Annotated in this window: 24 protein-coding genes; 14 read left to right on the top strand and 10 right to left on the bottom strand. The window is 61.2% G+C overall.

What is annotated here, in order from left to right:
* Nucleotides 1-84: 84 nt before the first annotated feature.
* On the top strand, nucleotides 85-1479 hold the full coding sequence (locus tag CJ178_RS05665) for an MFS transporter (RefSeq protein ID WP_095887855.1): 1395 nt from the start codon (nucleotides 85-87) through the stop codon (nucleotides 1477-1479).
* A 256-nt stretch (nucleotides 1480-1735) separates the two neighbouring features.
* Here the strand turns inward: CJ178_RS05665 and CJ178_RS05660 are convergent, their stop codons facing one another.
* From CJ178_RS05660 to CJ178_RS05655, 3 genes are all read right to left on the bottom strand, one after another.
* Nucleotides 1736-2185, bottom strand: a complete 450-nt coding sequence (locus CJ178_RS05660) for a hypothetical protein (protein ID WP_257013011.1) — start codon at nucleotides 2183-2185, stop codon at nucleotides 1736-1738.
* A 247-nt stretch (nucleotides 2186-2432) separates the two neighbouring features.
* Entirely contained in the window at nucleotides 2433-2597 is a 165-nt protein-coding gene (locus tag CJ178_RS32695; protein WP_179300722.1) for a hypothetical protein, read from the bottom strand.
* 464 nt (nucleotides 2598-3061) lie between these two features.
* Nucleotides 3062-3520: a hypothetical protein gene (locus tag CJ178_RS05655; protein ID WP_095886315.1), complete on the bottom strand. Its 459-nt coding sequence runs from the start codon at nucleotides 3518-3520 to the stop codon at nucleotides 3062-3064.
* A 147-nt stretch (nucleotides 3521-3667) separates the two neighbouring features.
* Between CJ178_RS05655 and CJ178_RS33630 the strand changes: the two genes are divergently transcribed.
* Both CJ178_RS33630 and CJ178_RS33625 read left to right on the top strand, forming a co-directional pair.
* Nucleotides 3668-3895: a recombinase family protein gene (locus CJ178_RS33630; protein ID WP_306453170.1), complete on the top strand. Its 228-nt coding sequence runs from the start codon at nucleotides 3668-3670 to the stop codon at nucleotides 3893-3895.
* A gap of 32 nt (nucleotides 3896-3927) precedes the next feature.
* Nucleotides 3928-4086, top strand: a complete 159-nt coding sequence (locus CJ178_RS33625; protein ID WP_373557443.1) for a hypothetical protein — start codon at nucleotides 3928-3930, stop codon at nucleotides 4084-4086.
* A gap of 57 nt (nucleotides 4087-4143) precedes the next feature.
* Here the strand turns inward: CJ178_RS33625 and CJ178_RS05645 are convergent, their stop codons facing one another.
* The 3 genes from CJ178_RS05645 to CJ178_RS05635 all read right to left on the bottom strand — a co-directional run bounded on the left by CJ178_RS05645 (nucleotide 4144) and on the right by CJ178_RS05635 (nucleotide 6601).
* Complete coding sequence (locus CJ178_RS05645) at nucleotides 4144-4497, bottom strand: hypothetical protein (RefSeq protein ID WP_257013010.1); 354 nt, start codon at nucleotides 4495-4497, stop codon at nucleotides 4144-4146.
* A 680-nt stretch (nucleotides 4498-5177) separates the two neighbouring features.
* Nucleotides 5178-5762, bottom strand: coding sequence for a hypothetical protein (locus CJ178_RS05640; protein ID WP_095887852.1), 585 nt, complete (start codon nucleotides 5760-5762; stop codon nucleotides 5178-5180).
* 134 nt (nucleotides 5763-5896) lie between these two features.
* Complete coding sequence (locus tag CJ178_RS05635) at nucleotides 5897-6601, bottom strand: hypothetical protein (RefSeq protein ID WP_233363878.1); 705 nt, start codon at nucleotides 6599-6601, stop codon at nucleotides 5897-5899.
* 126 nt (nucleotides 6602-6727) lie between these two features.
* Here CJ178_RS05635 and CJ178_RS32690 point away from each other — a divergent pair, with 126 nt between their 5' ends.
* Complete coding sequence (locus CJ178_RS32690; protein ID WP_179300721.1) at nucleotides 6728-8971, top strand: DUF6924 domain-containing protein; 2244 nt, start codon at nucleotides 6728-6730, stop codon at nucleotides 8969-8971.
* Nucleotides 8972-9129: 158 nt separating this feature from the next.
* On the opposite strand, the gene CJ178_RS05625 is transcribed toward CJ178_RS32690, so the two are convergent.
* On the bottom strand, nucleotides 9130-10083 hold the full coding sequence (locus tag CJ178_RS05625) for an alpha/beta fold hydrolase (RefSeq protein ID WP_095887850.1): 954 nt from the start codon (nucleotides 10081-10083) through the stop codon (nucleotides 9130-9132).
* A gap of 110 nt (nucleotides 10084-10193) precedes the next feature.
* Here CJ178_RS05625 and CJ178_RS05620 point away from each other — a divergent pair, with 110 nt between their 5' ends.
* Entirely contained in the window at nucleotides 10194-11216 is a 1023-nt protein-coding gene (locus CJ178_RS05620) for a helix-turn-helix transcriptional regulator (RefSeq protein WP_095886314.1), read from the top strand.
* On the top strand, nucleotides 11217-11837 hold the full coding sequence (locus CJ178_RS05615) for a YdeI/OmpD-associated family protein (protein WP_095886313.1): 621 nt from the start codon (nucleotides 11217-11219) through the stop codon (nucleotides 11835-11837). It abuts the gene before it with no gap.
* Between the two features lie 99 nt (nucleotides 11838-11936).
* Here CJ178_RS05615 and CJ178_RS05610 read toward each other — a convergent pair whose 3' ends face one another.
* Nucleotides 11937-12557, bottom strand: a complete 621-nt coding sequence (locus CJ178_RS05610) for a class I SAM-dependent methyltransferase (protein ID WP_095887849.1) — start codon at nucleotides 12555-12557, stop codon at nucleotides 11937-11939.
* Nucleotides 12558-12700: 143 nt separating this feature from the next.
* On the opposite strand from CJ178_RS05610, the gene CJ178_RS05605 reads away from it, so the two are divergent.
* Together CJ178_RS05605 and CJ178_RS05600 are read left to right on the top strand one after the other, a co-directional pair.
* Nucleotides 12701-13423, top strand: a complete 723-nt coding sequence (locus tag CJ178_RS05605) for a hypothetical protein (RefSeq protein WP_045068095.1) — start codon at nucleotides 12701-12703, stop codon at nucleotides 13421-13423.
* Nucleotides 13424-13459: 36 nt separating this feature from the next.
* Complete coding sequence (locus CJ178_RS05600; protein ID WP_033232028.1) at nucleotides 13460-14119, top strand: response regulator; 660 nt, start codon at nucleotides 13460-13462, stop codon at nucleotides 14117-14119.
* A gap of 12 nt (nucleotides 14120-14131) precedes the next feature.
* Here CJ178_RS05600 and CJ178_RS05595 read toward each other — a convergent pair whose 3' ends face one another.
* On the bottom strand, nucleotides 14132-14824 hold the full coding sequence (locus CJ178_RS05595) for a hypothetical protein (RefSeq protein WP_095887848.1): 693 nt from the start codon (nucleotides 14822-14824) through the stop codon (nucleotides 14132-14134).
* Nucleotides 14825-15054: 230 nt separating this feature from the next.
* Here CJ178_RS05595 and CJ178_RS05590 point away from each other — a divergent pair, with 230 nt between their 5' ends.
* From CJ178_RS05590 to CJ178_RS05570, 5 genes are all read left to right on the top strand, one after another.
* On the top strand, nucleotides 15055-15618 hold the full coding sequence (locus tag CJ178_RS05590) for an FxsA family protein (RefSeq protein WP_033232029.1): 564 nt from the start codon (nucleotides 15055-15057) through the stop codon (nucleotides 15616-15618).
* Between the two features lie 18 nt (nucleotides 15619-15636).
* Nucleotides 15637-17235, top strand: coding sequence for an amidohydrolase (locus CJ178_RS05585; RefSeq protein WP_033232030.1), 1599 nt, complete (start codon nucleotides 15637-15639; stop codon nucleotides 17233-17235).
* Nucleotides 17225-18826 (top strand): apolipoprotein N-acyltransferase, encoded by a 1602-nt coding sequence (gene lnt, locus CJ178_RS05580; protein WP_045067754.1) that lies wholly within the window; start codon nucleotides 17225-17227, stop codon nucleotides 18824-18826. Before CJ178_RS05585 ends, lnt begins: the two co-directional genes overlap by 11 nt.
* Nucleotides 18819-20126, top strand: coding sequence for a TerD family protein (locus CJ178_RS05575; protein ID WP_095886312.1), 1308 nt, complete (start codon nucleotides 18819-18821; stop codon nucleotides 20124-20126). Before lnt ends, CJ178_RS05575 begins: the two co-directional genes overlap by 8 nt.
* Nucleotides 20127-20198: 72 nt before the next feature.
* The gene (locus CJ178_RS05570; protein WP_095886311.1) at nucleotides 20199-20996 is read left to right on the top strand and encodes a hypothetical protein; all 798 of its coding nucleotides are present in this window, start codon (nucleotides 20199-20201) and stop codon (nucleotides 20994-20996) included.
* 405 nt (nucleotides 20997-21401) lie between these two features.
* On the opposite strand, the gene CJ178_RS05560 is transcribed toward CJ178_RS05570, so the two are convergent.
* The gene (locus CJ178_RS05560; protein ID WP_033232034.1) at nucleotides 21402-21740 is read right to left on the bottom strand and encodes an RNA polymerase-binding protein RbpA; all 339 of its coding nucleotides are present in this window, start codon (nucleotides 21738-21740) and stop codon (nucleotides 21402-21404) included.
* A 201-nt stretch (nucleotides 21741-21941) separates the two neighbouring features.
* Between CJ178_RS05560 and CJ178_RS05555 the strand changes: the two genes are divergently transcribed.
* A complete protein-coding gene (locus CJ178_RS05555; protein WP_033232035.1) occupies nucleotides 21942-22283 on the top strand; it encodes a hypothetical protein in 342 nt (113 codons plus the stop codon).
* The last annotated feature ends 179 nt before the right edge of the window (nucleotides 22284-22462 follow it).

Genomic DNA, 22462 nt, shown 5'->3' with positions numbered 1-22462 from the left:
GCCCGGGGAACCCCTTGCATCTCGGTCGATAGCAAGGTAAACCTAACTACTTATGAGAACATGTATACAAATGAGTTGCCTGCAATGACAACATCAACACGGGCGGTAGCCGCGCCTGCCCTGGTCCTCACAGCCGCCGCGGCAGCACAGTTCCTGGTCGCCTTCGACATGTCGGTCATCAACGTCGCGCTAGCCGACATCCAGGAATCACTGAACTTCTCCGACGCCGGGCTGTCCTGGGTCGTCAACGCGTACGCCCTCGCCTTCGGCGGATTGCTGCTTCTCGGCGGCCGACTGTGCGATGTGATGGGCACTCGCCGGGTTCTGGTCGCCGGACTTCTGCTGTTCGCCCTCGTCAGCATCGTCGGCACCTTCTCGGTGTCCGCCGAGATGCTTGTCGGCGCTCGGGCACTTCAAGGCGTCGGCGCTGCGATGATCGCGCCGGCCGGGCTCGCCGCCCTCAGCCAGGCCTTTCCCACCGGACGCGCCCGGGCCAAGGCATTCGGCATCGGCGCAATGTCATCAGCACTGGGCGGTGCACTCGGTGTAGTACTGAGCGGCATTTTGACCGAAGGGCTCAGTTGGCGATGGGTGATGTTCGCCGGCGCACCGGTGGCCCTGATCGCCGCAGTTGCCGGTACCCGCGGCCTGCCTGCCGGCCAAGCCACTAGAGGCGGCACCCTAGATCTCCCCGGCGCCATCTTGGCGACGGCCGGAATCACCGCCCTTGTCGGCACCGTCATCGCCACTGAATCACATTTCTGGACTTCGGGTTACGTGCTGGGTGGATTCGCGCTCACGATCGTCATGCTGACCGCCTTCGTCGCGGTCGAAAGCCGCTGCGCCACACCACTGGTACGACTGTCCACCCTCCTTCGACCCCGAATCGGACTGGCCAACGCCATCATGTGCCTGGTGTGCGCGGCACAGTTCAGCGCGTTCTTCTTCGTCTCGCTATTCCTGCAACGCGGACTGGGCTATTCGCCGACCACCACCGGTCTGGCGTTCCTGCCCTTCTGTTTCGGCCTGGTCATAGGCATCCTCGCATCCACCAAACTCCTTCCACGCTACGGAGTTCGGCCGCTACTCGTAGTCGGAACAGCGGTCGCAGCAATCGGGACTTTCATCTTCTCGACCATGAACCTCGACAGTCCCTTCTGGGCTGTCATCCTGGTGCCTTCGCTTCTGGCGAGCATCGGCATCGGCCTGTCGTTCATGCCGCTCAGCAACGTCGCCACCGCCGACGCTCCTCCCGAAGAAGTCGGCATGACATCCGGGCTGCTGAGCACGTCGCGTCAGATCGGCGGTTCACTCGGACTAGCCGTTCTCGTGAGCGTCGCCGCGTCCTCGACGGCACGCTCGGACAGCGCGCCGACGGAAGCACTGGTTTCCGGATACTCCCAAGCCCTCTTCGTTTGCTCCGGCCTACTGCTGGCCGGCACCCTCCTGTCCTTCTTCTTCCCACGAATGGATCGTTGACCTCAGATGTTCACCACCCGAACCGCATTCGGCATCGTCGCGGCACTTCTCCTCACCGGCGCCGGTGCAAGCGCGTGCAGCAGCTACTGAGAACTTGATCGACGACGACCTGAGGCTCGAGAACTGACTTCACTTCCCGGCGAGTGATCGAACATGGCGTGGGAACCGATCAACAGGAAGTCCGAGGTATCCCAGCGCGGGGACGCAACTGAACGTTGTGTTGATGAGTTTATGAAGACTATGTCCTGCGGTGCGGTCAGGAAGTGGGTGGTGGTTGCTTCGACGATTGGTGGAGGAAGGGGCGCGGCCAGGCACCTAGAGCGAGCACGGCGAGGGTTGTCTGAATGATGCCGGTGGCGAAATAGATGCCGTGCAGCGGCGACCAGACGAGGATGATGGCGATTTCGACGAAGACCCAGATCATCATGATTAGGCCGGCTGCGGCATGTAGACCCCACGCCAGTGCGAACCTGCCGTACTGAGCAACAAGCGTGATTGCCTGGCTTCCGCCGACGATCACGCCGAGGATGATGCCTGGCCAGAAGTAGGAAGTGAAGACGGTTCCTTCGATCCATTCCGGGGGGAGGCCGAACCCGCCACCAATGGTTAGTCCAGCCATTCCGAGAAGGGCGGAGAGCAGGTTGAACCATGCGACGACGGACAGGCTGATTCGGAGCGGGCGCGGAGGGAGCGGCGCTGGTTTCATGACTGTCACGATAGAATAATGCCGCTCATGCGACGCATCCGCTATTTAGTGGGTTGGTTAAGTTGCCGTGGCTGTAGCTCATGTTCCGATTGATCCACTGGTTTTTATTGCCGCTCAGGGCATTTCGGGTGTCCGGCAGGAGAAACTATCCAGTTTGTCGATGGTCAAAACGAACACCCAAACCCGTAGAAATGATCTGAGAGCGATCCGGTTAAACAGGCCAAAACGTGGTGCCGTGGCTGTGGCTTCACAATGTTCGGGGCAGATCGTGCGCTTGCTCGTCCGGCATCGTCAGATTCGTGATTGCCACGTAGGTGTCGGGAGCGTAGGTGTCGGGCAGCGGGTTTCCGCACGTCCCGTCAACGGGAAGAGCGGCCCTTGCTGAGTTTCCTGCGTCATCGACCAGCCACATAACGGGAGTGGGAATTGTGCCGTCGGTAGGGCATTCGCCGAACCACGGTCATTTGGTCGAAGCGCGACTAAGTTAAGTTGCTCGACTACCGCGACGAAGTTGCCGAGCCCGCTGGTCTGGCGCATAAGTGCGCAGCCGCAATCGTCGGTGTACCCGCTGAATTCGCACACCACTGCCGACGTCGGGCTCAGTGAGGACAACACTGCGGATGCCAGGCATGGGGGCTGTCCGATCGCCACCGCAAGCGGTACTGGTGCCGGTTTTCGTCGTTCGTCGAGCACTCCGAAAAACATCGCACCAAGAGCAAGGAGAGTTGCACAGGTCCCAGACGCTATCAACCACGTACGCAATCGCCGCGTAGCTCACACTATGCGCAACTACGGGCATCGAACTGATATCCCGAACGCCACACCAGGGGAGTGCTAATGGCTGAGACGGCAGGGGATTCGGCTATTTGCCGAATCCTATTTTCCAGCTGATGCAACGTCATCGTGAGCGAGGTCCTCATGTGTGGCCGCGGGGTAGTACACGGATGCTGCTCCGAAGGAAATCGCTGAGATCGTCAACGCAGGCCAGGCGATACTAAACCCATCGGCTCCTGCAACGGAGAGCGCAGCAGTGACGATCATCGCGACCACCACAGCCGTCGACGTTGCGAATGCGAGCCGCCACGTCGTCGGTGCCGCGGCGCGGACGTGTCGCTCGCCGACCGCGAGGACGCCCTTCCCCGTCAGGATTGCTGCCATTCCCAACAGCCCGCCGGCAGGCAGCGAGCACAGCGACCCCAGGCAGATCGCGGTGAGAACACTACTGACATCACTGGAATCTGCGAAGAGAAGCGCGAAGTAACTTCCGAATACAGTTCCCACGACCAGCGGCCACGCCATCGCTCGGCTCTGCCAGGAAACGTCGGAACGAGTCATACCGCGACGATACCGATCGGGTGGCAACGTCCACCTCGAATCACCTGACGATCAAGCCGCGTGCCAAATAATTCGGTAAAAAACGTGCCAAATAATTTCGGGAGTCACAGGTAAATAGGGGTTTCCGGGACCGATCACGTCCTCGATTTGCAGAGTGACGCTCTGGCGGCCATTCGATGTGATCGAGGGTGGGAAGAAGCGGCGAGTGGCGCCAAGGACGATCGCCCGGTCCTGCTCGATCTACTCAGTCACCTTCGGGCCGGTGACACCCTCGTCGTCTGGCGACTGGACAGGCTAGGTCGGTCACTCAAGCATCTGGGCGAAACTGTCGAGGACTTGCAGCGGCGCGGCGCGGCGCGGCTTTCCGCTCGTTGACGGAGTCGACTGACACGTCATCGGCCGGCGGAATGCTCATCTTCCAAATCTTGGGCGCCTTAGCACAATTCGAGAGGACGCTGATCCGGGCGCGCACGGCGCAGGTTTGGCGCCGGCTCGCGCTCGTGGTCGTATCGGCGGGCAGCCCAAGCGAATTGACCCAGCGAAAGCTCGTATCATTCGTCAGGTGATCTGGATTGGCACACCCAGGATGGAGATCGCGAAGGTCCTTGAGGAACGCGACCACGTCAGGGTCGGCGTTGCCGGGGTTGGCCAGGTTGGTGCTCACTCAGCTCACTTGGTGTCCCGTCGCCTCCACGCTGTCGACCCCTATCAGGGTTGATGTGGAGTCGAACGCCCTTATAGGCGACTGTGTACGGCACATCGTCGTCGTTGTCCGGGTCGCCGGAGCCCGCAGGGTCAGGCAGTTCCGCGATCTGCTCGATGACGATCTGTGCTCGCGCCGCACCGGGATCGAACATCTCCTGAAACGGCCCGACGAACGACCCCCCAAGGCCGCGGCTCTTCGCCCGGACCGCCGCCCACCAGAGCAACGGCAACGGGCCGAACATGGCAAACAGCAGTAAAAGCCCCAGTCCCATGCCCACGAGCGTACCGACCGACCGCTATCAAACGGGCTCACGTCAGTGCGACAATCCCGGTACGGTTCGGTGTCCGCATGGTGTCATGAGGAATATTTCACGTTTCGAATACTGCACACCGCCAATCGACCTCTCAAGTCGTCACTGATCGGTTCAGCCTGGAAGTAATGACTGATGATCGCAGGTCGCTGGATCTGGTTCTTCCGTTGCCGTGGGAATGGCGAATAGCGTTGTCGAAAGCAATCCCTTGCGAACTCTTCGGCGTACAGCGCCGTCGGGTTCTCTGACTGGTACATGACGAAGCCCGCCGACACCGGGAGATATCGAGTGGCTTCAAAAGAGTCGGTGCCCGGCTTGCGCCTCTCGGCACCCAGTCGAGGTGCCGCTATTCGATACAGATGCATCAATGTTGTATCTGACAGAACGGGAGACGAGTCGGGTTAGCGTGTGCGTATTCGATGATTTGCGAGCAGTCTTTCGACGCTCAAGCATCCTCCGCTTGCAGCTGGAGAGTGATTGACGTGTTTGGGTAGAGCGGAGATGTCGAAGTCGTTGAACCCGAAATCGACGCAGCAAGACGGCTTTTCCTTCCGGCCTGTCGACCGCTTCGGCGAGCCGCCATATCCCGGATTGTCGGGTTAACGGCACACTCGATAGAAGGTTTTGCGCGTCGATGTTGGTCAGATTGATTCTGCGCTGTTTGCTGACTCGACGAACCGCGACCAGTACGGGACGCTGATAGTTCGGGGGGAGAGTGCCTTTCGGCCCTGTCCGGACAGCAACTCGTTGGTGAGGTATTCGAGTAGGTTGGCCCCGTAGTAGATGATGTCGGTCTGCCACACGGAGAACACCGGTGATTCTGACGGTGAAGGCGCGGCGGGGGTGAAGCGGTGCGCGTAGATCGGAATGAGGCGCGGCCACCCCCTGAGTTCTCGGCGCACCGTTGTGGCTATGCCCTCGGTTGAGGAGGGCAATGTGCCCCACGATGGCGGCCAGAACGGCGGACTCTGATGCAGTGCATCCCATATGAATCCTTCGGCAACACTATCTAGCCATGTCTCCAGCTCGAGGTCGTCGCCGTTTCGCCAGTCCGGCCAGCGGTCACCGAGCGGTAAGGCAGTGGCGAGAAGGCTGCGGTGATCCGGATTGAAGTGAAATCCGAAGCGTTCGTGGACAGAGTCGAATTCAGCTTCGGTCAATCCGGGGCCGAGTTCGATTCCGGCGTCGTTGAGCAGTGCTGCTGCTTCGCGCCCGATGAGTGCCATCCGAGGAGTTTCCCAGATATCCACGAAGACCGGGAATACTGCACGTTTCGAATCTGGCACCTCCTCCAGTCACAGTGGAGGTAGTCCGCTCTATGACCAGTCAGTCATCCTCGACAGACGGTTGATCTGCTTCCTCAGTGATGCGGGTACTCGCGGACAAGTTCTGGATGTTTGGCACGCAGATAGTGGCCGCTCAGTGTGACGCGTTCTGCTGCCAACCACGCCCATGCCGATCTGTCCCACTTGACCAGTTCGGTAACAATGTCCGCGACAGTGACTGTGCCACTCTCACTTTCGCGCAGAACGACAGTGGGATCGTCCCAGTCGATTTCTGCGGCCTCATTGTCCAGTGTCCCGTGCGCTGCGATGACGGCGAGGTCCATATCTTCCGAAAACGTTCCGAATTGGACTTGGCGCTGAAAGTCGTTGTCCGCGACCATATCGAAGTCCAGTGCCGCGACTAACCAGCGGCGAGGACAATCGCGTGCCACCAAGACGGCGGTCACCTGAATCGGTCGGGGTTCGGCATCGGTCGGAACGCTTCCGACGACGATGGCAACCCGGTCATCGGCCACTGCAATTGGCACACCTTGAAGACCGGGATGGTCGGGACGATCACCGGTGACAAATTTGTCGTCGTACTGGCCGGCGAGCAGTTCCTCGAGCAGTGGGCCCGTGGCCGCGCGGGCAATCTGCCATCGATCACGTCGAGCGATGGCCTCGATGAGAAGGCTGACGCATGCGATCAGAGTTCCCAGGCGGCGGTCTTCTTTGAATCGGTTTTCCATTACGCCGCCGTCGTCGAGCGCGAGAAGCAGAAACCCGGCGTCGAACCACAAGCGGCGAGGGGAGAGGAGAACTCGCGGAACTGTCTGTGCATCTCATGCCCCGAGTTCTCGGTGAACCGCAACACGAAGGTCGCGGACTCGGGGTCACCCACATGCGACGGTACCGTACCTAGAGTCGTGGCTCGCACCGCAAGCTGGGGATTGGCGGCCGCATGCGTGTGGGTCGGGCTTTTCTCGGCAGAACGGACCGTCAGGTACGTTCTGAAGATGGCTCCGACATGGGAACAGATTCGAGGCGCGAATTACGGCACGATGGGACGCACAGTCGGCGGACGCGTCCACCGACCCGACGGGTCATGGCAGTTGGTGTTGCACGCTCCGGAGGCGGCATGGCGTTACGAAAACGAGTTCGGTGAACCGATATTCCTGGAGGACACCACCGACAGATGGTCACTCGACGCGGACGGCACGATGGTCCACGCCGCCAAGTCTCCCAACACCATTTACGCGACCATGGGTATCGGTTCACCCTCACTGCTTCTGCGTGCGTACGACGTGTTTCCTCCCAAATCGAGTCACGGGTTCGACAACCATCGATTCGTCGACCCCAGTACACCCCGAGAAGCGATGGTTCGCGGCCGTGAAGGATGGGAAGTTACCGCTCTCGACCAGTACACCAACGAAACGGTTACCTACGTGTTCGATGCGCACCTCGGTGTCGCGTTGCGATGGCAGCACAGCGATGAGTGGATGGAACTCGAAAACCCTGCTCTGGACCAAGAATTCGAGCCCGACCTTTTCAGATGGACAGGTCCCTCTCGCCCCGCGCAAGACGAGATGGCGAAGTTCCAGCGCGAGCATCAGGAACGAGAACGCGCACTGGCCGAGATACCTCAGGCGGTTCCGACGTGGCTTCCGCTGACGATAGGCGCCACGTCGCAGTCAGGTGATCCCCGCACCGGTGAGCTGAGCTTGTCGATCAACGGGATTTCGCCCCAATTCACGTTGCGCCGTTGGGTGAGCGCGATCGGCGAGCCGTCACTCGAGTGGCCGAACGATCAGACGCCGGAACGTTATCGGCAGTCACTCGGTGACTGGACATACGAAATTCGTAGCTATCAGGACATCGACCCGGCCGACTGCGCTCGCGTCGTCGAGTCGATCGTTCCCGTTGACCCACCGCAACGGGAGGCGGCAGAGATCACCGCCGAACTCGCAGCGGAGGAACACGACCGCCGTGAAGCGCAGGTACTCGAAACTCTCGGAACCGGAAGAATACTCACCGACCACCTCGCAGACGAGTCGCTGCTGATCCGCACAGACTTCAGCGACGACGCCGCCTGGCGTGAGATCGCTGTCGCCGCAATGGCTCCGATACCGCAGGGCAACGACATGGAATTCGCGGCCTACCTCACCTGCATCGACAATCGTGACTACGACGGACTGAGCGTCGACGGGTTGCTCGAGGCAATTGGCGAACCGCCGCCCTACTACGCATTTCTCGTCGATGCCGAGACGGTGAGTAACCCCGAAAAACCCATCGTCGCTGTCTACACGGGTCCGGACGAACCGGAGCGGCCGCGCGGGAGAACCTTTCGCGTCATTCCCGCGGAGATGCCGAGCGTGGAGAACAACCTGTCGATCGCGAACATGGATTTCGAGTCTTTCGCGGACAGCGTCGACGAAGACGGAGTTTTCCGGGGTTTTCCCGAGCCAGTTCGACCTGTCGGGGAGGTAACCACACGTGAAATCGCACAGTGGATCGCAAACGATCTCGACACCGACGCCCTCAGAGACTTTTACGCCGAGATCGTCGGGTGGAAGTACCCCTATCCGGTGTCGCTGTTCGAGGTCGAATTGTTGGAGGTCCATGCGCAGACTCGCGACCACGATCATGGAGTCGCCGACCTCGTCGGATACGACGAGTTCCTAGCTGCGACAGCACATGGGGGCCCTGCGCTGAGCGGTACCGTACCGGCGCACAATGCGCGATGGTCGTTTGTGATCGACCGTGAATCGTATCGACCGATCGCGGTGTACCGCATCGGGTTCCGCGCCTACGCCCCACCGGCCTCCCCGGACGGGGCGCCGCAACCGATGAGGCTGGAGGTGCCGTTCGTGTGTAGGGAACCGGTGTCGCTGTCGACACTGACGGACGACGATGACCTAGTCGACCGAGACGCGGTACAGCAAGCCGTTCTGGCCGAGGCTGCACGCCTCCACGGAGATGCCCACATCGCCGGCGGTGAACCTGTTCTTCAGCGGATTCCGAGACTCGAAGGTTTCACCATCGGGTGCCATGCCCAGGTCGACGGTCACCCAGTTTTTTACGTAGCGATCGTGACCGACGTCCGCGACGAATTCATCGTGCAGGAAGTACCGCCCGAGGGACTGCGCGTGGTCGGTCCAGGGGAGGCCTGAACGATGGCCAGTTCTAGCCAGGTCAGGCACGCCAAGGACTTATCGACATCGCGTGTCTATTAGCGACAGTGCACCAAGACCAACTCGAAATACAATCCATGACCTGACGGGCTTAGTACCGGATCTGAATGAGATTGACATATTTACTGAGTCCGCACCTAGCGTTGAATCGTTGTGGCATCCTGCCGTTCCAGCCAATTCAAGATTGCCTGGTTAGTTTCAGTGGGCCTTTCTTGCTGGATCCAATGACCGCAGTCAAGATTGACTACTTCTACGTTGGGCACGAACTCTGTCAGTTTTTCAGACTTCGCGATGGCGTCGCGGTCGCCGTAGATCATGAGTGTGGGCTGTTGGATGATTGGGTTCACATCTGCCAACACATGCCAGTTGCGGTCCAAGTTTCGGTACCAATTGATACTGCCCGTGAATCCTGTCGATTCGAAGGCGGAGACGAAAACGGCCAATTCGCTATCGCTCATCAGAGGCTCACCGAGCGGCGTCTCTGCTCTGGCGAGATCGATCAGCGCCATACCCGGCTTAGGCTCCCTGAGGGGTTCGTTCTTCCGGTACATGTTGCGGAGGAACCGGAAGGTGTTGTCTTCGAACACGGCGTCCGCGACGCCCGGCTGTCGATTGAAGTGGACGAAGTAGAAGTCACCGCCAAGCACGGCTTCCATGAACTCAATCCAGGGCTGCTCTCCGCGATCCTGGTAGGGCAAGCTCAGGTTGATCACTTTGTTTACCCGGTCCGGGTGCAACAGGGTCAGGCCCCACACGACAAAGGCGCCCCAATCGTGACCGACAAAGGTGACATCTTCGTAGCCGTAGTGATCGAGAAGTGCGATGAGATCACCCGCCAAATGTTCAATGTCATAGTCCGTCACTTCGGTCGGACGTGATGAATTGCCGTAGCCGCGCTGGTTCGGGACGATGACGTGGTAGCCCGCCTCGACAAGGGCGGGCACCTGGTATCGCCAAGAATAGGCGTGCTCTGGCCATCCGTGACACAGCACGATGGGTTTCCCGGCATTGTGTCGCCCTGCTTCGAAGACTTCGAGTTCCACGCCGTTGACTGGGATAAGGACGGGCTTGGGGAAGTCGGATGGATTCACGGATTCTCCTTTGGGTTGATTACCGATCGTGTGTGTGGAATGACCGGTTGCCCCGACGATAGGGAACATTGCGGACACATCGTGTCCTCGATTGTTGGCACACTGAAGAAATGCGGAACGATCCAACAGGTAGAGCGCTGCAGCTGCTGTCGCTCCTGCAGACTCATCGTTTCTGGCGCAGCGCCGAGCTCTCCGCACGACTCGAGGTCACGGAGCGAACGGTGCGCCGCGACGTTGATCGCCTCCGCGACCTCGGCTATCCGGTCGATTCCACGTCGGGAAAATATGGGGGCTACCGACTTGCAACAGGAGCACACGTGCCGCCCCTGGTTCTCGACGATGACGAGGCCGTCGCGGTAGCCGTCGGGCTACGCTACGCCGCTGAGGCAGCCATCGACGGCATCGAAGAAACGTCGCTGCGCGCGCTGACGAAAATCGAAACACTCCTGCCTCATCGCCTGCGCCGACGTGTGTCGGCGCTACATTCGAGCGTCATTTCGATGCGGCGGGTGGACGACAACGACATCGTTGATCCCGAAGCACTCAGTGTGCTCGCCGCGGCATGTCGCGACCATGAGCATGTGCGTTTCGACTATCGGCGAGGTGATGGCGAGAGCAGCAGACGGTTGGTCGAGCCGCACCAACTTGTCACGGCAGGACGACGTTGGTACCTCCTGGCATGGGACCAACATCGTGGTGACTGGCGAACTTTTCGGCTGGACCGACTCTGGGAGCCCCAGCTGGCGGGCAGTCATTTCACACCACGCGAGATTCCGGGTGGTGATGCGGCTGGCTTCGTCGCGAGCTCACTCGGCTCGTCGCCCCGTCACCTCGATGCGAAACTCGTCATCGAAGCCACGTTCTCCGAACTCGAGGGTGTGCTCCGATGGATTGACCACACACCAATCGAGTTGGGGCCGAACTTCAGTGTGGTCGAGATCCGCGGTGAAGATCTCGGCCGGCTCGCCATGACGGTTGCTCGCATTGCGCTCACCGCTCCAGTGACAGTCATCGAACCAGCCGAGCTCGCCGACACCGTAAGGCAGCTCGCCATTCACCTCAGAATCTCGCCACCATGCCGGTCCCTCGTCTATCGAGATACGTGTCCGCTTCGCTCTGAACTAGGAGAATAAATGACCACTTCGGAATCGCCGCCACCGGTCTCCGCCCACCCCCCAACGTGGAAATTCGACTACCCGATCATCCATGCCGAGACTCGGGAACAGTGGCGAACTTGGCTGACGCACAACCACAAATCAGCCCGAGGTGTGTGGTTGTGCTCCTGGCGCAACACCGCCGGCCGTCAACGCTGCCCGTACCCCGAGGCCGTCGAGGAAGCCATCTGCTTTGGTTGGATCGACTCCACCAACACCATCCTCGACGAAGAGCGCGGCTTGCAACTGTTCACGCCACGCAGACCCAAGAGTTCTTGGACCCGGCTCAACCGCGAACGCGCAGCCGATATGGAGGCGCGCGGTCTCATGACCGACGCTGGGCGCCACGCCATTGCTGCCGCGAAAGCCAACGGCTGGTGGACGATTTCCGACCAAGTAGAAGACCTCGAGGAACCGTCTGACTTGACGGCGGCGCTGGATCGAGACCCGCGAGCTCGAAGCAACTGGGACGGTTTTCCGCCCAGCGCCCGTAAACAGATGCTGTGGTGGATCGTCAGTGCCGCTCGAGACGCAACACGGGCAAGTCGAATCGTCCATATCGTCTCCGAAGCGGCCATCGGTCAACGTGCCCGCGGCTGATCCGCAATTCGCTCGCGCCCGGCGCGAAGCCGTAGCGAGCTTCGGATCACTCGGCGACGCAACAGGTAGCGCCGCACAAGTCCTGGTGCCCGGAGTCAGTCAACCTACGGGCCTGGCAACGCCGAGGGACAGCGCGCCCATGATTTTTGGTACACCCTTCTGATAGAAGGTGTCGAGGGCGTGGATCTCGAAGCCCGCGGTTTGCACGAGCGTCGGGATCTTGCGCGTGAGATGGCAGCCGCCTGCGACTGCTTTCTGGATCGGTTCGAAGCGGTGCTGCCAGCGTCGCACTTTCTCGTCCGGGGCAAGACCGTGTTCAACGAAATGCAGGGTTCCGCCGGGCTTGAGAACCCGTCGCACCTCGCGCAGCGCGGCGCCCGCGTCGGGGATAGTGCACATCGTCCACGTGGAGAGTGCGGCGTCGAAGGTGTTGTCGGGGAAGGGAAGTGACTGCCCGTCGAGTCCGGAGCGCTCGACGGGCACGGGTGACGCCGCGAGCCGTGTGCCCGCTAGTTTCCAGCCGAGGTCGGCGGGTTCGACGGCGCTGACCGAATCGATGGAGTCTGGGTAGAACGGGACGTTGAGACCGGATCCGAACCCGATCTCGACAACGCGACCGTGCAGGTCGGCGCAGACTCGCTTGCGCGAGGGTTCGGTCAGCGACATCCCGCAGGTTGCGTTCACCAGTCGCGGAACGATGTGATCCTCGTAAAACCTCATGTCAGCCTCCCCGTTGTGTGGTTGCTGTACATCCAGCATTCCAGAATCCCGACGAATGTTGCACTGGCGACTTTGCAACGCGCTGGTGCCGATGTTGAAACGGGGTAACCGTCGAACGGGGACGGATTCGGAGAGGACAGATGATGACTGACAATCCACGATCAATTGCTGAACGCACCAGAGAGGTTCCCCCGGGTGACGGACAAGAACGATTCGCCGGCTACGGGGTGATGGGACAACCATTCGCTAGTGGCCACTACTTGGCGATGCGGCACTTTCCCGCCAGCTCGGTCGGTGCCGGGTACGACTCGGTGTGGCATCGAGACCCCGACGGACGTTGGATCATTTACAGCAGCAACTCGCCCGAGAACAGTTGCGCCCGATACTTCGGCTCGGATCTCGCCGACGCGCGAACAGCGGACATCAAGGTGACGTGGACGGGCCCGTCCGCCTTCACGGTCAGGGTGGACGAGACACTCGTGTGGGAACTCGACGTGGGCCGATCAGCGGCGACCGCCGTGATGACGGGCATGGGCAAGCTGATGCCTGGCGCGATGTGGCGCAGCGATGGCGTGATGTCCGCGATGGGACGGGCCGCTGGACCTGCGCTGGGTGTCGGCCGGGTGAAACTGACCGGGACCACCTCGAACGGTCAATGGTTCCGAGCGAATCCTCGGATGTTGTGGACCGTCGACCGGAGTCGAGCGAGTTTCGACGGGGTCGATATCGGACCGCCAGGTCCGCTACCTGTGCAGGCACGTCTCGGAGATTTCTGGCTGCCGCAGAAGGGGATGTTCGTCGTGGGCGAATCCTACTTCGAGCCCTACGACGCCACTCGACATCTGCCGGCCCATCCGAAAGGCTGAGTCGCATCAGCCCGGTCGGCCCGATAGGTTTACGCGGTGCCTATCTCCGTGCTGATTGTCGATGACCAGGAACTCATGCGTATGGGGCTCAATATGGTCCTCGCGGCACACGAAGATATTTCAGTGGTCGGTGAAGCCGGGGACGGAGCGGCTGCGCTTGCCTCGGCGATCGCACTGAAGCCGGATGTCGTGCTGATGGACGTCCGAATGCCGATTGTCGACGGCGTCAGTGCAACCGAGCAGATTCTGGCGTCGGGGATCGAATCGCGTGTTCTTGTGATGACGACGTTCGATCTCGATGAACATGCACTCGGTGCGTTGCGGGCAGGTGCCAGTGGGTTCCTGCTCAAGGACACTCCACCCGAGGACCTCGTGTCCGCAATCCGCAGTGTTGCGGCCGGCGATGCTGTTGTGTCACCCAAGGTGACGCGAAGATTGTTGTCTCGCTTCATCGTCGACGGTCCGGCGCCACGGCGAGATCCGATCGTTCTGGACGTGTTGACCGAACGTGAACGGGAAGTGCTCAGCCATATCGCGGCGGGGCGATCCAATACGGAGATTGCCCAGGAACTGTACTTATCGGAGTCGACGATCAAGTCTCATGTGGGACGCATCCTCACGAAGCTGGATCTTCGCGACCGCGTGCAAGCTGTCGTGCTGGCCTACGAGACCGGGCTGGTGACTCCGGGCTCGTAGGCCGATACGAACTCAGGCGTCGAAGGAGCCGACCGTCGGAAGCACGATGCAGGACTTTCCGTCGGTGTAGTCGACCTTGCCGAACATCGCGGCCAGGACCTTGCCGTCACCGGTGTCGACGACCTTCGACAACAGGGGAGTGTCCAGAATCGGGAGGGTCTCGTCCAGAGGAACAATTCCGCCCTTGAATGTGCTGGTGTTGATCCAAGCGACACTCAACTCGGACGTTTTCGGAATCCCCACGTATGCGGGAATGGCCTGGAAGCGAATCTGGTTGTCTTCCACCCACGGTGGCAGCGGGTAGTTGGGGCCGGATTGTGCCGTTGCCAGCGTCACCGTCGCCATCTGTCCGTCGAGCCCGCAACCAACCGTCGGTGCGGGATACATGAACGGCGCCGGTGTCGTGAAGCCGAGATCAACGCCCAATGCGTCAGCGATCTGGTCAGCTGCCGCCGTGCCGATCAATTGATTCAACGCAGCGGTGGCCTCGGGCGAAATTGCGCCGGCTTGATCGATCAGTGCCGCGAGGTCGGTGGGCACATTGATCTCGATCGGCACTGTGAACTCGGCAGGTGCCTGCGGATCTGCCGCCGCAGAACCGGCTCCGACCAGGGCAGACCCTGCAGTCAGGGCTACGACGGCGGCAGCGCCGGCCAGCGCAGCGGGTAGACGCCGGGAAAGTCTGTTGCCGGGGAGTCGGCTCATGTCGGGCTCCTTCACGTTCACTAGGTCCGCTGGAAAGCGGGTGAAACGACTTGACCACACGCAGAGTCTAAAGGTCAACTTTAGGGTTAGATCGTTAGCGGAGCGTTAGTTAACGACGCGCACACCCGGCGTGGTGGGGAAGTGACTCACTACACAGGCAATGTCGGGCGCTCGGGAGAAAAACCGAACCGTCGTGCGTTGTAGTGGTAGACCGTCTGAAAGGGGACGTCATGATCGCCGCCATGTTCCTGCTTTACGTGATCGTCGAGATCGCCGCACTTGTCATCGTGGGCAACGCCATCGGCATTGCCTGGACAATTCTGCTGTTCCTGGCCGGTTCACTGGTCGGGATGGTGCTCATGCGTTCGCAGTGGCGAAAAGTCATGGACGGATTCCGCAAGGCAACGCGCGGTGAAGGTTCACCGTCGCTCGCCGTGGCAGACGGCGCGCTCGTTGCTACTGGCTCCGCGTTGATGTTCGTTCCCGGTCTTGTCACATCGGTCCTGGGTCTGCTCCTACTGATTCCCCCGACCCGTTGGGCACTGCGTCCTCTTGCTGTCCTCCTGGCAGGCCGGCGGGCAGCGGCGTTCGCAGCGGGCGGTGACGCCTTTGCAGGCACCGTCGGATACGCAGCCCGGATGCGTGGAAACGGTGAGGTCATCGACGGCGAGATCATCGTCGAAACACCTACCGCGACCACCGAATATGTGGCCAGCAACGGCAAGGAACTTGTCCTCGAGGGTGAGATTCTCGACACGGATACACCCACCCGTTCGCGGGGGCCGCAGTACTAACAGGCAGACTTGGCGCTCGTGACTACTCGATTGCTGGTCAACGGCCGGATCTACAGTTCCTTTGCACCTGACGCGACTTCGCTCGCCATCACCGACGGCACCGTCGTCTGGGTAGGTGACGAACGCGCCGGACGCGCATTGCATCCCGGCGCCGAGATCGAAGATCTGGACGGTGCGTTTGTCACTCCCGGTTTTGTCGATACCCACGTCCACATCACTGCGCTCGGATTGTCCATAGTCGGACTTGATCTTGTCGGTGCACAGTCGCTCGACGAATGCCTTTTGCGTGTAACGGCATTCGCCGACGCCAATCCCGACGCCGTCATCTGGGGGCACGGTTGGGACGACACCGAGTGGGCCGATCAGACTGCGCCCTCGACGGCTGACCTTGATGCCGCAGCGCCAGGGCGCAAGGTGTACCTCTCCAGGATCGACGTGCACTCGGCAGTGTGCTCGAGCACACTGCGGGACGGGATCGATGGACTGGCAAACGAGGCCGGTTACTCCGCCGACGGCCCGCTGACTTTCGAAGCCCACCATCTCGCCCGCGCCGCCGCACGCAACCTCCTCACGGCAGATCAGCGCGCCGCCGCCCGCACCGCCGCTCTCGATCTCTGCGCCTCACGCGGAATCATTGCCGTGCACGAGTGCGGTGGCCCGGATATCTCCGGCCTCACCGATTTCCAGGAACTCCTCGCCCACGATCACGGCGTCGAGGTCCGCGGATACTGGGGTGAGCACGTCAGTACCGCGGAGGACGCTCGAGCGCTCCTCGACAAGACCGGCGCGCACGGACTCGGCGGTGACCTCTTCATCGACGGCTCGCTGGGATCGCACACTGCGTGGCTCGCCGAACCCTATGCAGATCAACCGGATTCGACCGGAAACGCCTACTTGGGCGTCGACGCCATCGCGGCGCACGTACGGGCATGCACCCTCGCCGGAATTCAAGCCGGGTTCCATGCAATCGGTGATGCCGCCGTCTCGGCCGCTGCGACGGCATTTCAGCAGGTTGCCGACGAACTCGGCGGACCCAAGGTCGCCGCACTGGGTCACCGTCTCGAGCACGCCGAAATGATGTCTGTCGCCGACGCCGAAACCTTTGCCGCGCTCGGCGTCATTGCCAGCGTCCAGCCGGTCTTCGACGAATTGTGGGGCGGCACCGACGGCCTGTACGCGACGCGACTGGGCGGCGAACGTGCCGTTGCACTCAACCCGTTTGCCCCGGCCGCATCCAAGGGCGTATCCCTCGCATTCAGTTCCGACGCACCGGTCACTCCGGTGGAACCGTGGGCGATGCTCCGCGCCGCAGTGCATCACCGCACCGACGGAAGCGGCATCTCACCTCGAGCGGCCTTCTCGGCCGCAACCCGCGGCGCCTGGCGCGCCGGTGGAGTCCGCGACGGCGCGGCCGGAACACTCAACCCGGGTGCGCCGGCGTCGTATGTCATCTGGGAAGCGGGAGACCTCGAGGTAAGCGCGCCGGCCGACTCGGTCCAGCGATGGTCGACCGATCCGCGCTCGCGTGTCCCGGCGCTACCGAGTCTCGACGCCGACGCGCAGGCACCGGTGTGTGTTCGATCGGTGCATCGTGGACGCGTCGTTTATGAGCGTTGAGTCACCCGCCGGGCAGCGGTCTCGGATAACCGAGATTCTGACCCGTTCGGTGTGGTTGCGGTCGCTGTACTCGGCAGCGGGTGGATATCTGATCTTTGTGGGGTTTCCGCCGCGGCCTCTGTGGTTTCTCGCACCGGTGGGCATTGCACTCCTCACGTGTGTGCTGACGAACTTCGGCCGCGGGGGACTGCGGCTGCGAGCTGGATTCGGATACGGCTACCTGGCAGGTCTCGGCTTCCTGATTCCACTACTCCCGTGGATCGGGGTATTTGTCGGCGCAATGCCGTGGATCGCCCTTGCCGCCGTGGAGTCACTGTTCATCGGATTGTTCGGGCTCCTGGCAGTTTTGGTGTCTCGGTTACCGTGGGCTCCGCTCTGGATTGCCGCAATCTGGTCATTGACCGAATGGCTGCGCTCCAGTGTTCCGTTTGGCGGATTCCCTTGGGGCAGGCTTGCTTTCGGCCAGTCCGAAGGTTTACTGCTTCCGCTGGCCAGCCTCGGCGGAGCGCCGCTGCTCAGTTTCGGGGTGGCCCTGACCGGCACCGGTTTGGCTGCCGTAGCTATTGCCGTTGCAGGCAAACGCTGGGACAGGGGATTTGTCGGAGCGGTTGCCGCATCCGTCGTACCTGTTCTGCTGGCTGTTGCCGTGGCGCCGTTCCTCGCAACCATGGACTCCGGCGAGAAGACGATCACCGTCGCGGCAATTCAGGGAAGCGTCCCGCGGTTGGGGTTGGACTTCAATTCCCAACGCAAGCAGGTGCTCGACAACCATGTTGCCGAAACTCTGAGGCTTGCTGACGAGGTCGACGCCGGACGCGTCAAACAACCCGACATTGTCATCTGGCCGGAAAACGCCTCCGACATCGATCCGCTGCGCAACGTGGACGCAGCAGCCGACATCACTCGCGCTTCCGTATCGATCGGTGCGCCGATCCTGGTCGGTACCGTGCTGGTCAACGCCGACCGGACAACCACGAACTCCGTGATCGTCTGGGACGGAAACAAGGGTCCGCAGGAACAGCACGACAAGAAGATCATCCAACCGTTCGGCGAGTACCTGCCGTATCGCGATTTCTTCCGGAAGTTCTCCGAGTACGCCGACCGTGCCGGCAACTTCGTACCCGGCGACGGCAATGGCGTTGTCCACGCCGCGGGTGTGCCCATCGGCATCGCCACCTGCTACGAAGTGGCATTCGACCGGGCATTCCAGGAATCAGTGCGCAACGGAGCGCAACTTCTTGCCGTACCGACCAACAACGCCACTTTCGGCGATACGGAGATGACGTACCAACAGTTGGCGATGTCGCGAGTTCGTGCCGTCGAACACGGCCGAGCCGTGGTCGTCGCAGCTACCAGCGGTGTCAGCGCCATCATCTCGCCGGACGGTTCCGTCACGTCGGAAACCGACTTGTTCGTACCCGAGTATCTGGTTGCGGATGTGCCGCTGTCGACCGACACCACCCTTGCAACGAAGCTTGGCCCCGCGCCCGAGGTCGTCCTGTGCCTCCTCGCTGCGGGCTCAATAGTGATAGCAGTAATTTCCCGACGACGTGAACCCTCCCTTCCCGAAACAGGAGAGAGCAATGACTGACGTAACCAAGGGCTCGAAAACCGATCTGGTGGACGCGAGCTACACCATCGCGCTCGACACCGGAAGCGTTCGTGGTGTGGTGGATATCGCGGCAGTTCTGCTCGGCGCCGACGGGAAAGTCCGAACCGACGACGACTTCGTTTTCTTCAACAACCCGAAAGCCCCCGGCGTTGCACTCGTTTCGGACGAGACGATCACCATCGACCTCGCCGCTCTGCCTGCTGATGTTCACCGCGTGTTGATGACCGGCAGCACTGAAGCGCAGGGAAAGAACTTCTCGGATGTCACTTCCCTCCGCGTCGACGCCCGTGGATCGTCGCAGCAGTTGTCTTTTGTGCCAACAGGTTTGACTACCGAAACGGTGCTGCAGTTGGTCGCCTTGTATCGCCGCGGCGCGGGTTGGCGTCTCGACGCCGTCGGACAGGGATACAGCGCCGGATTGGCAGCCTTTGCCGCCGAACACGGTATCGACGTCGATGACGACGAGCCCGCAACTGTTGCGGCTCCTGAAGCACCCGTAGCCGCTCCCGCCCCCACCGTCAGCTTCGAGAAAGTCTCCGTCAGCCTCACTAAGGATTCACAGGACAAGACAGCGCGCATCGACCTGCGTAAGAGCCAAGGCGATCCCAGTTGGGTGTTGACTGTCGGCCTGGAATGGGACGGGCGCGGGGCGACGTACGACAAGAACGGCAAGGTCAAGAAGTACGGCGAAGGAGACCTCGACGTCTACTTCTTCTGCCGCAACGAAGAGACCAACGACTACGTCGTGATCAGCGGTGAGCCGAACCATCGAGGTGGACTCGAAACCTGGCCGCACATCTACCACTACGGAGACAGCGCCGGACCGGGCAAGGGGAAGAAGCCGGCCGTCGAGCAGGTTCGTGTGCTGCCCCACGAGAACGGCGATCTGCTGGTCAACGTTTATCAGAGCGTGGACAACGGGGCCGGTGCAATCGATTCGTTCGGCAATCCTCGCGTCGCCATTCGGTACGGCAAAGCCGGTAAGGACGGACTCCCTGGTTCGGACGCCGACGAGATCCTCGTGTACGTCGGCAACGGCAAGAACTCGTTCTGGGCGACCGTCGCGCACATCGATGTGCAGGACGGAGTACTGACCGTCGACGGGGAGACGCGCTACAGCCGAACTCTCAGTGAACGCATGCCCGGTCTGGACGCCGACGGTCAGTGGGTGCAGCGCCCCAAATCAGGCCCGACCGGACGCAGCAAGAAAGCGAACAAGGGCGTCGGACTGGACAAGTACTCCGGGCCGTGTGATTCGGGGCGCAAAAAGCGCCGTTAGGGGCACAAGGGCTTCGCCTCCTTCATTATCGGGTATTCGCCTTGACACCTAGTCGAGCAAAGGGCGTTTCCCATGATTGAAGATCAGAGTGTCAGCCGTAAGACGAGCGTTGTCGATGCTGTTCTACGGTCTCCACTTGCGGGATTGTCCCCGTGGATTCTGCTCTCACTATTGTCCGGACCAGGACGATTCGAGGAATCCGCTGCAGCTGCGCTCGGATTATCTCTGTTGATACTGGCCGCAAATCATCGGCGGGGCGGCACTCTGAAACTGCTGGAACTGTTCGATGTCCTCTTCTTCGGCATACTCGCAGGAATTGGACTGTTCGCATCGGCAAATACGATCGAATGGTTCGAATTGTGGGGCGGTGAGCTCACCAATATCACGCTTGTTGTCTTCGCTTTCGGATCGATACTGCTGCGCAATCCGTTCACCATGCAATATGCAAAGGAATCCACTCCGGAGGAGTACTGGACCACTTCGCTTTTCTTGCGGATCAATTACGTGATCACCGCGGTCTGGGCGCTGGCCTTCACCTGGTCTGCGATTGTCGGACTGATCGGTGACGCAGTGCTGGGCGACAGCGGCAATTTCTGGACCGGTTGGATTCTGCAGTTGGCTGGCACGTTCTTCGCTATCTCGTTCACCGAGTGGTACCCGAGCTACGCCCGGAGCAAGGCCGGCCAAGCACTCGGGTTTCCGGTCGAGCCGCCGGAATCGATTGCTCGACTGTTCGATTTCGTGCCAGTTTTCGTAGCAGTCACCGGCATGGCGGGACTGGTGACGGATTCGACGACGGTCGCTCTGGGCGTCGGGTTGATCGTGGTGGGGGCGGCGGGATACGTGGTGATGCGTCGCTGGACCGTGTAGGCGCAATCGGCGAAGGAAGCTGGGCCCCTTTTCCTCGAGTGAGCATGGTTTTCTGGGCGCTGGAGCCTGTGCTCACTGAGCAGAAACTGTGCTCACTCGCATACCGGCCGTACTCCATCCGTGACGTTTGGCAGCCGAGCCGTCAGGGGATACAGCAAACACTGGTACAGATATCCGTGCCGATGGCTTTCCCTGCCGAACAGTGCGAGGAAGGTTACCGGCACGGCGCTTGTCTGATCGATGAAAACTGCTGAGCGGGAACGCTTTCGGATGACATCGGCGTCGAAGAAGGGTTCGTGGACAATGGCTGCAACACAAGGACCACATCGGCATCGAATGCAACGAGAAAGACCGCCCGGCACGTGGCCGGACGGTCTTCGACGTGCACACTGTGGTGCTAGTGCATCACGCTCCGCGGCGCTTGGCCTTCAGGAGATCGAGACGCTCTTTCAGAAGTTCTTCGAGTTCTTCGACGGAACGACGCTCGAGCAGCATGTCCCAGTGGGTACGCGGCGGCTTGACCTTCTTGGCTTCGGGCGCAGTGCCCTCCATAAGGGAACCCTCGAGGCCGTTGCGGCACATCCACGTACCGGGGATCTCGGCGTCGTCGGCGAACGGGATGTCAAAGATCTCACCGTTGTCGCACTTGTACTTCGCCATACGACGGGGGGCGAGGTCATGGTCACGGTCGGTCTCGTAGCTCACAGCTCCGAGTCGGCTACCTCGAAGTACGCGATCTGCCATGGTGGTGTCCTCTCTTCGTTCGTCACCGCTGGTGGGCGCCCGGTGTTGGGGAGTAGACGCTCACACTCATCTACAACGCCACGAGCACCGGATTGGTTCCCGTGTGGCGAGAAGACGCAACCTCCCCATCTTACCGGGTCCCGCGCGCTCGCATCCGAGCGGACATCGAGGGCGTCTGAATCTCGAGTAAAGTGTCATCTCATGACCTCGAGCACGCGCCCCAGAAGCGCCGGTAGTCCTTGCGCGTGGTGCGGTCGTGGCGTAGCGGCAGTCGGCGTCGGCCGTCGCCGCCGGTACTGCTGCCAGTCGTGCCGCCAGCGTGCGTACGAGCAGCGTAATGCGGTGAAGGGCACCAGCGTTCCCGCGGACGCGGTCATCCTGACGGCCACCGAGGCCGTCGAGTTGGTGGACCGAATGTTCGAAGTTCGTTGCGCTGCTGAAGACGTTGCCACTGCTGTCGCTGAGGGCGCCGATACTACCGAGCTACTCGCCTTGTGTGAGCAGCTGACGGTGCTCGCACGCGAGGCCGAACGTTTTCGATGAACGCCTGATTTCTTTCGATCGACGAGGTGTTTCGATCCTCCCCGTCTGGGCAATCACTTTGTAGCTGTGTGCGCGCCGCCGTGAATATGCGGTGGGCGCACGAGGCGACACAACTTCAATCCTTCAGTTCGGACCTTCGGGGAGGTTCGAACTCCGAGCCGACCCATTAATCGCGATCG

Origin of the sequence: Rhodococcus sp. ACPA4 (genome assembly GCF_002300185.1) — a bacterium.
Classification (GTDB): domain Bacteria; phylum Actinomycetota; class Actinomycetes; order Mycobacteriales; family Mycobacteriaceae; genus Rhodococcus_F; species Rhodococcus_F globerula.
The sequence above is the reverse complement of the archived record's forward strand: the minus strand, read 5'-3'. Positions and strand labels throughout refer to the sequence as shown.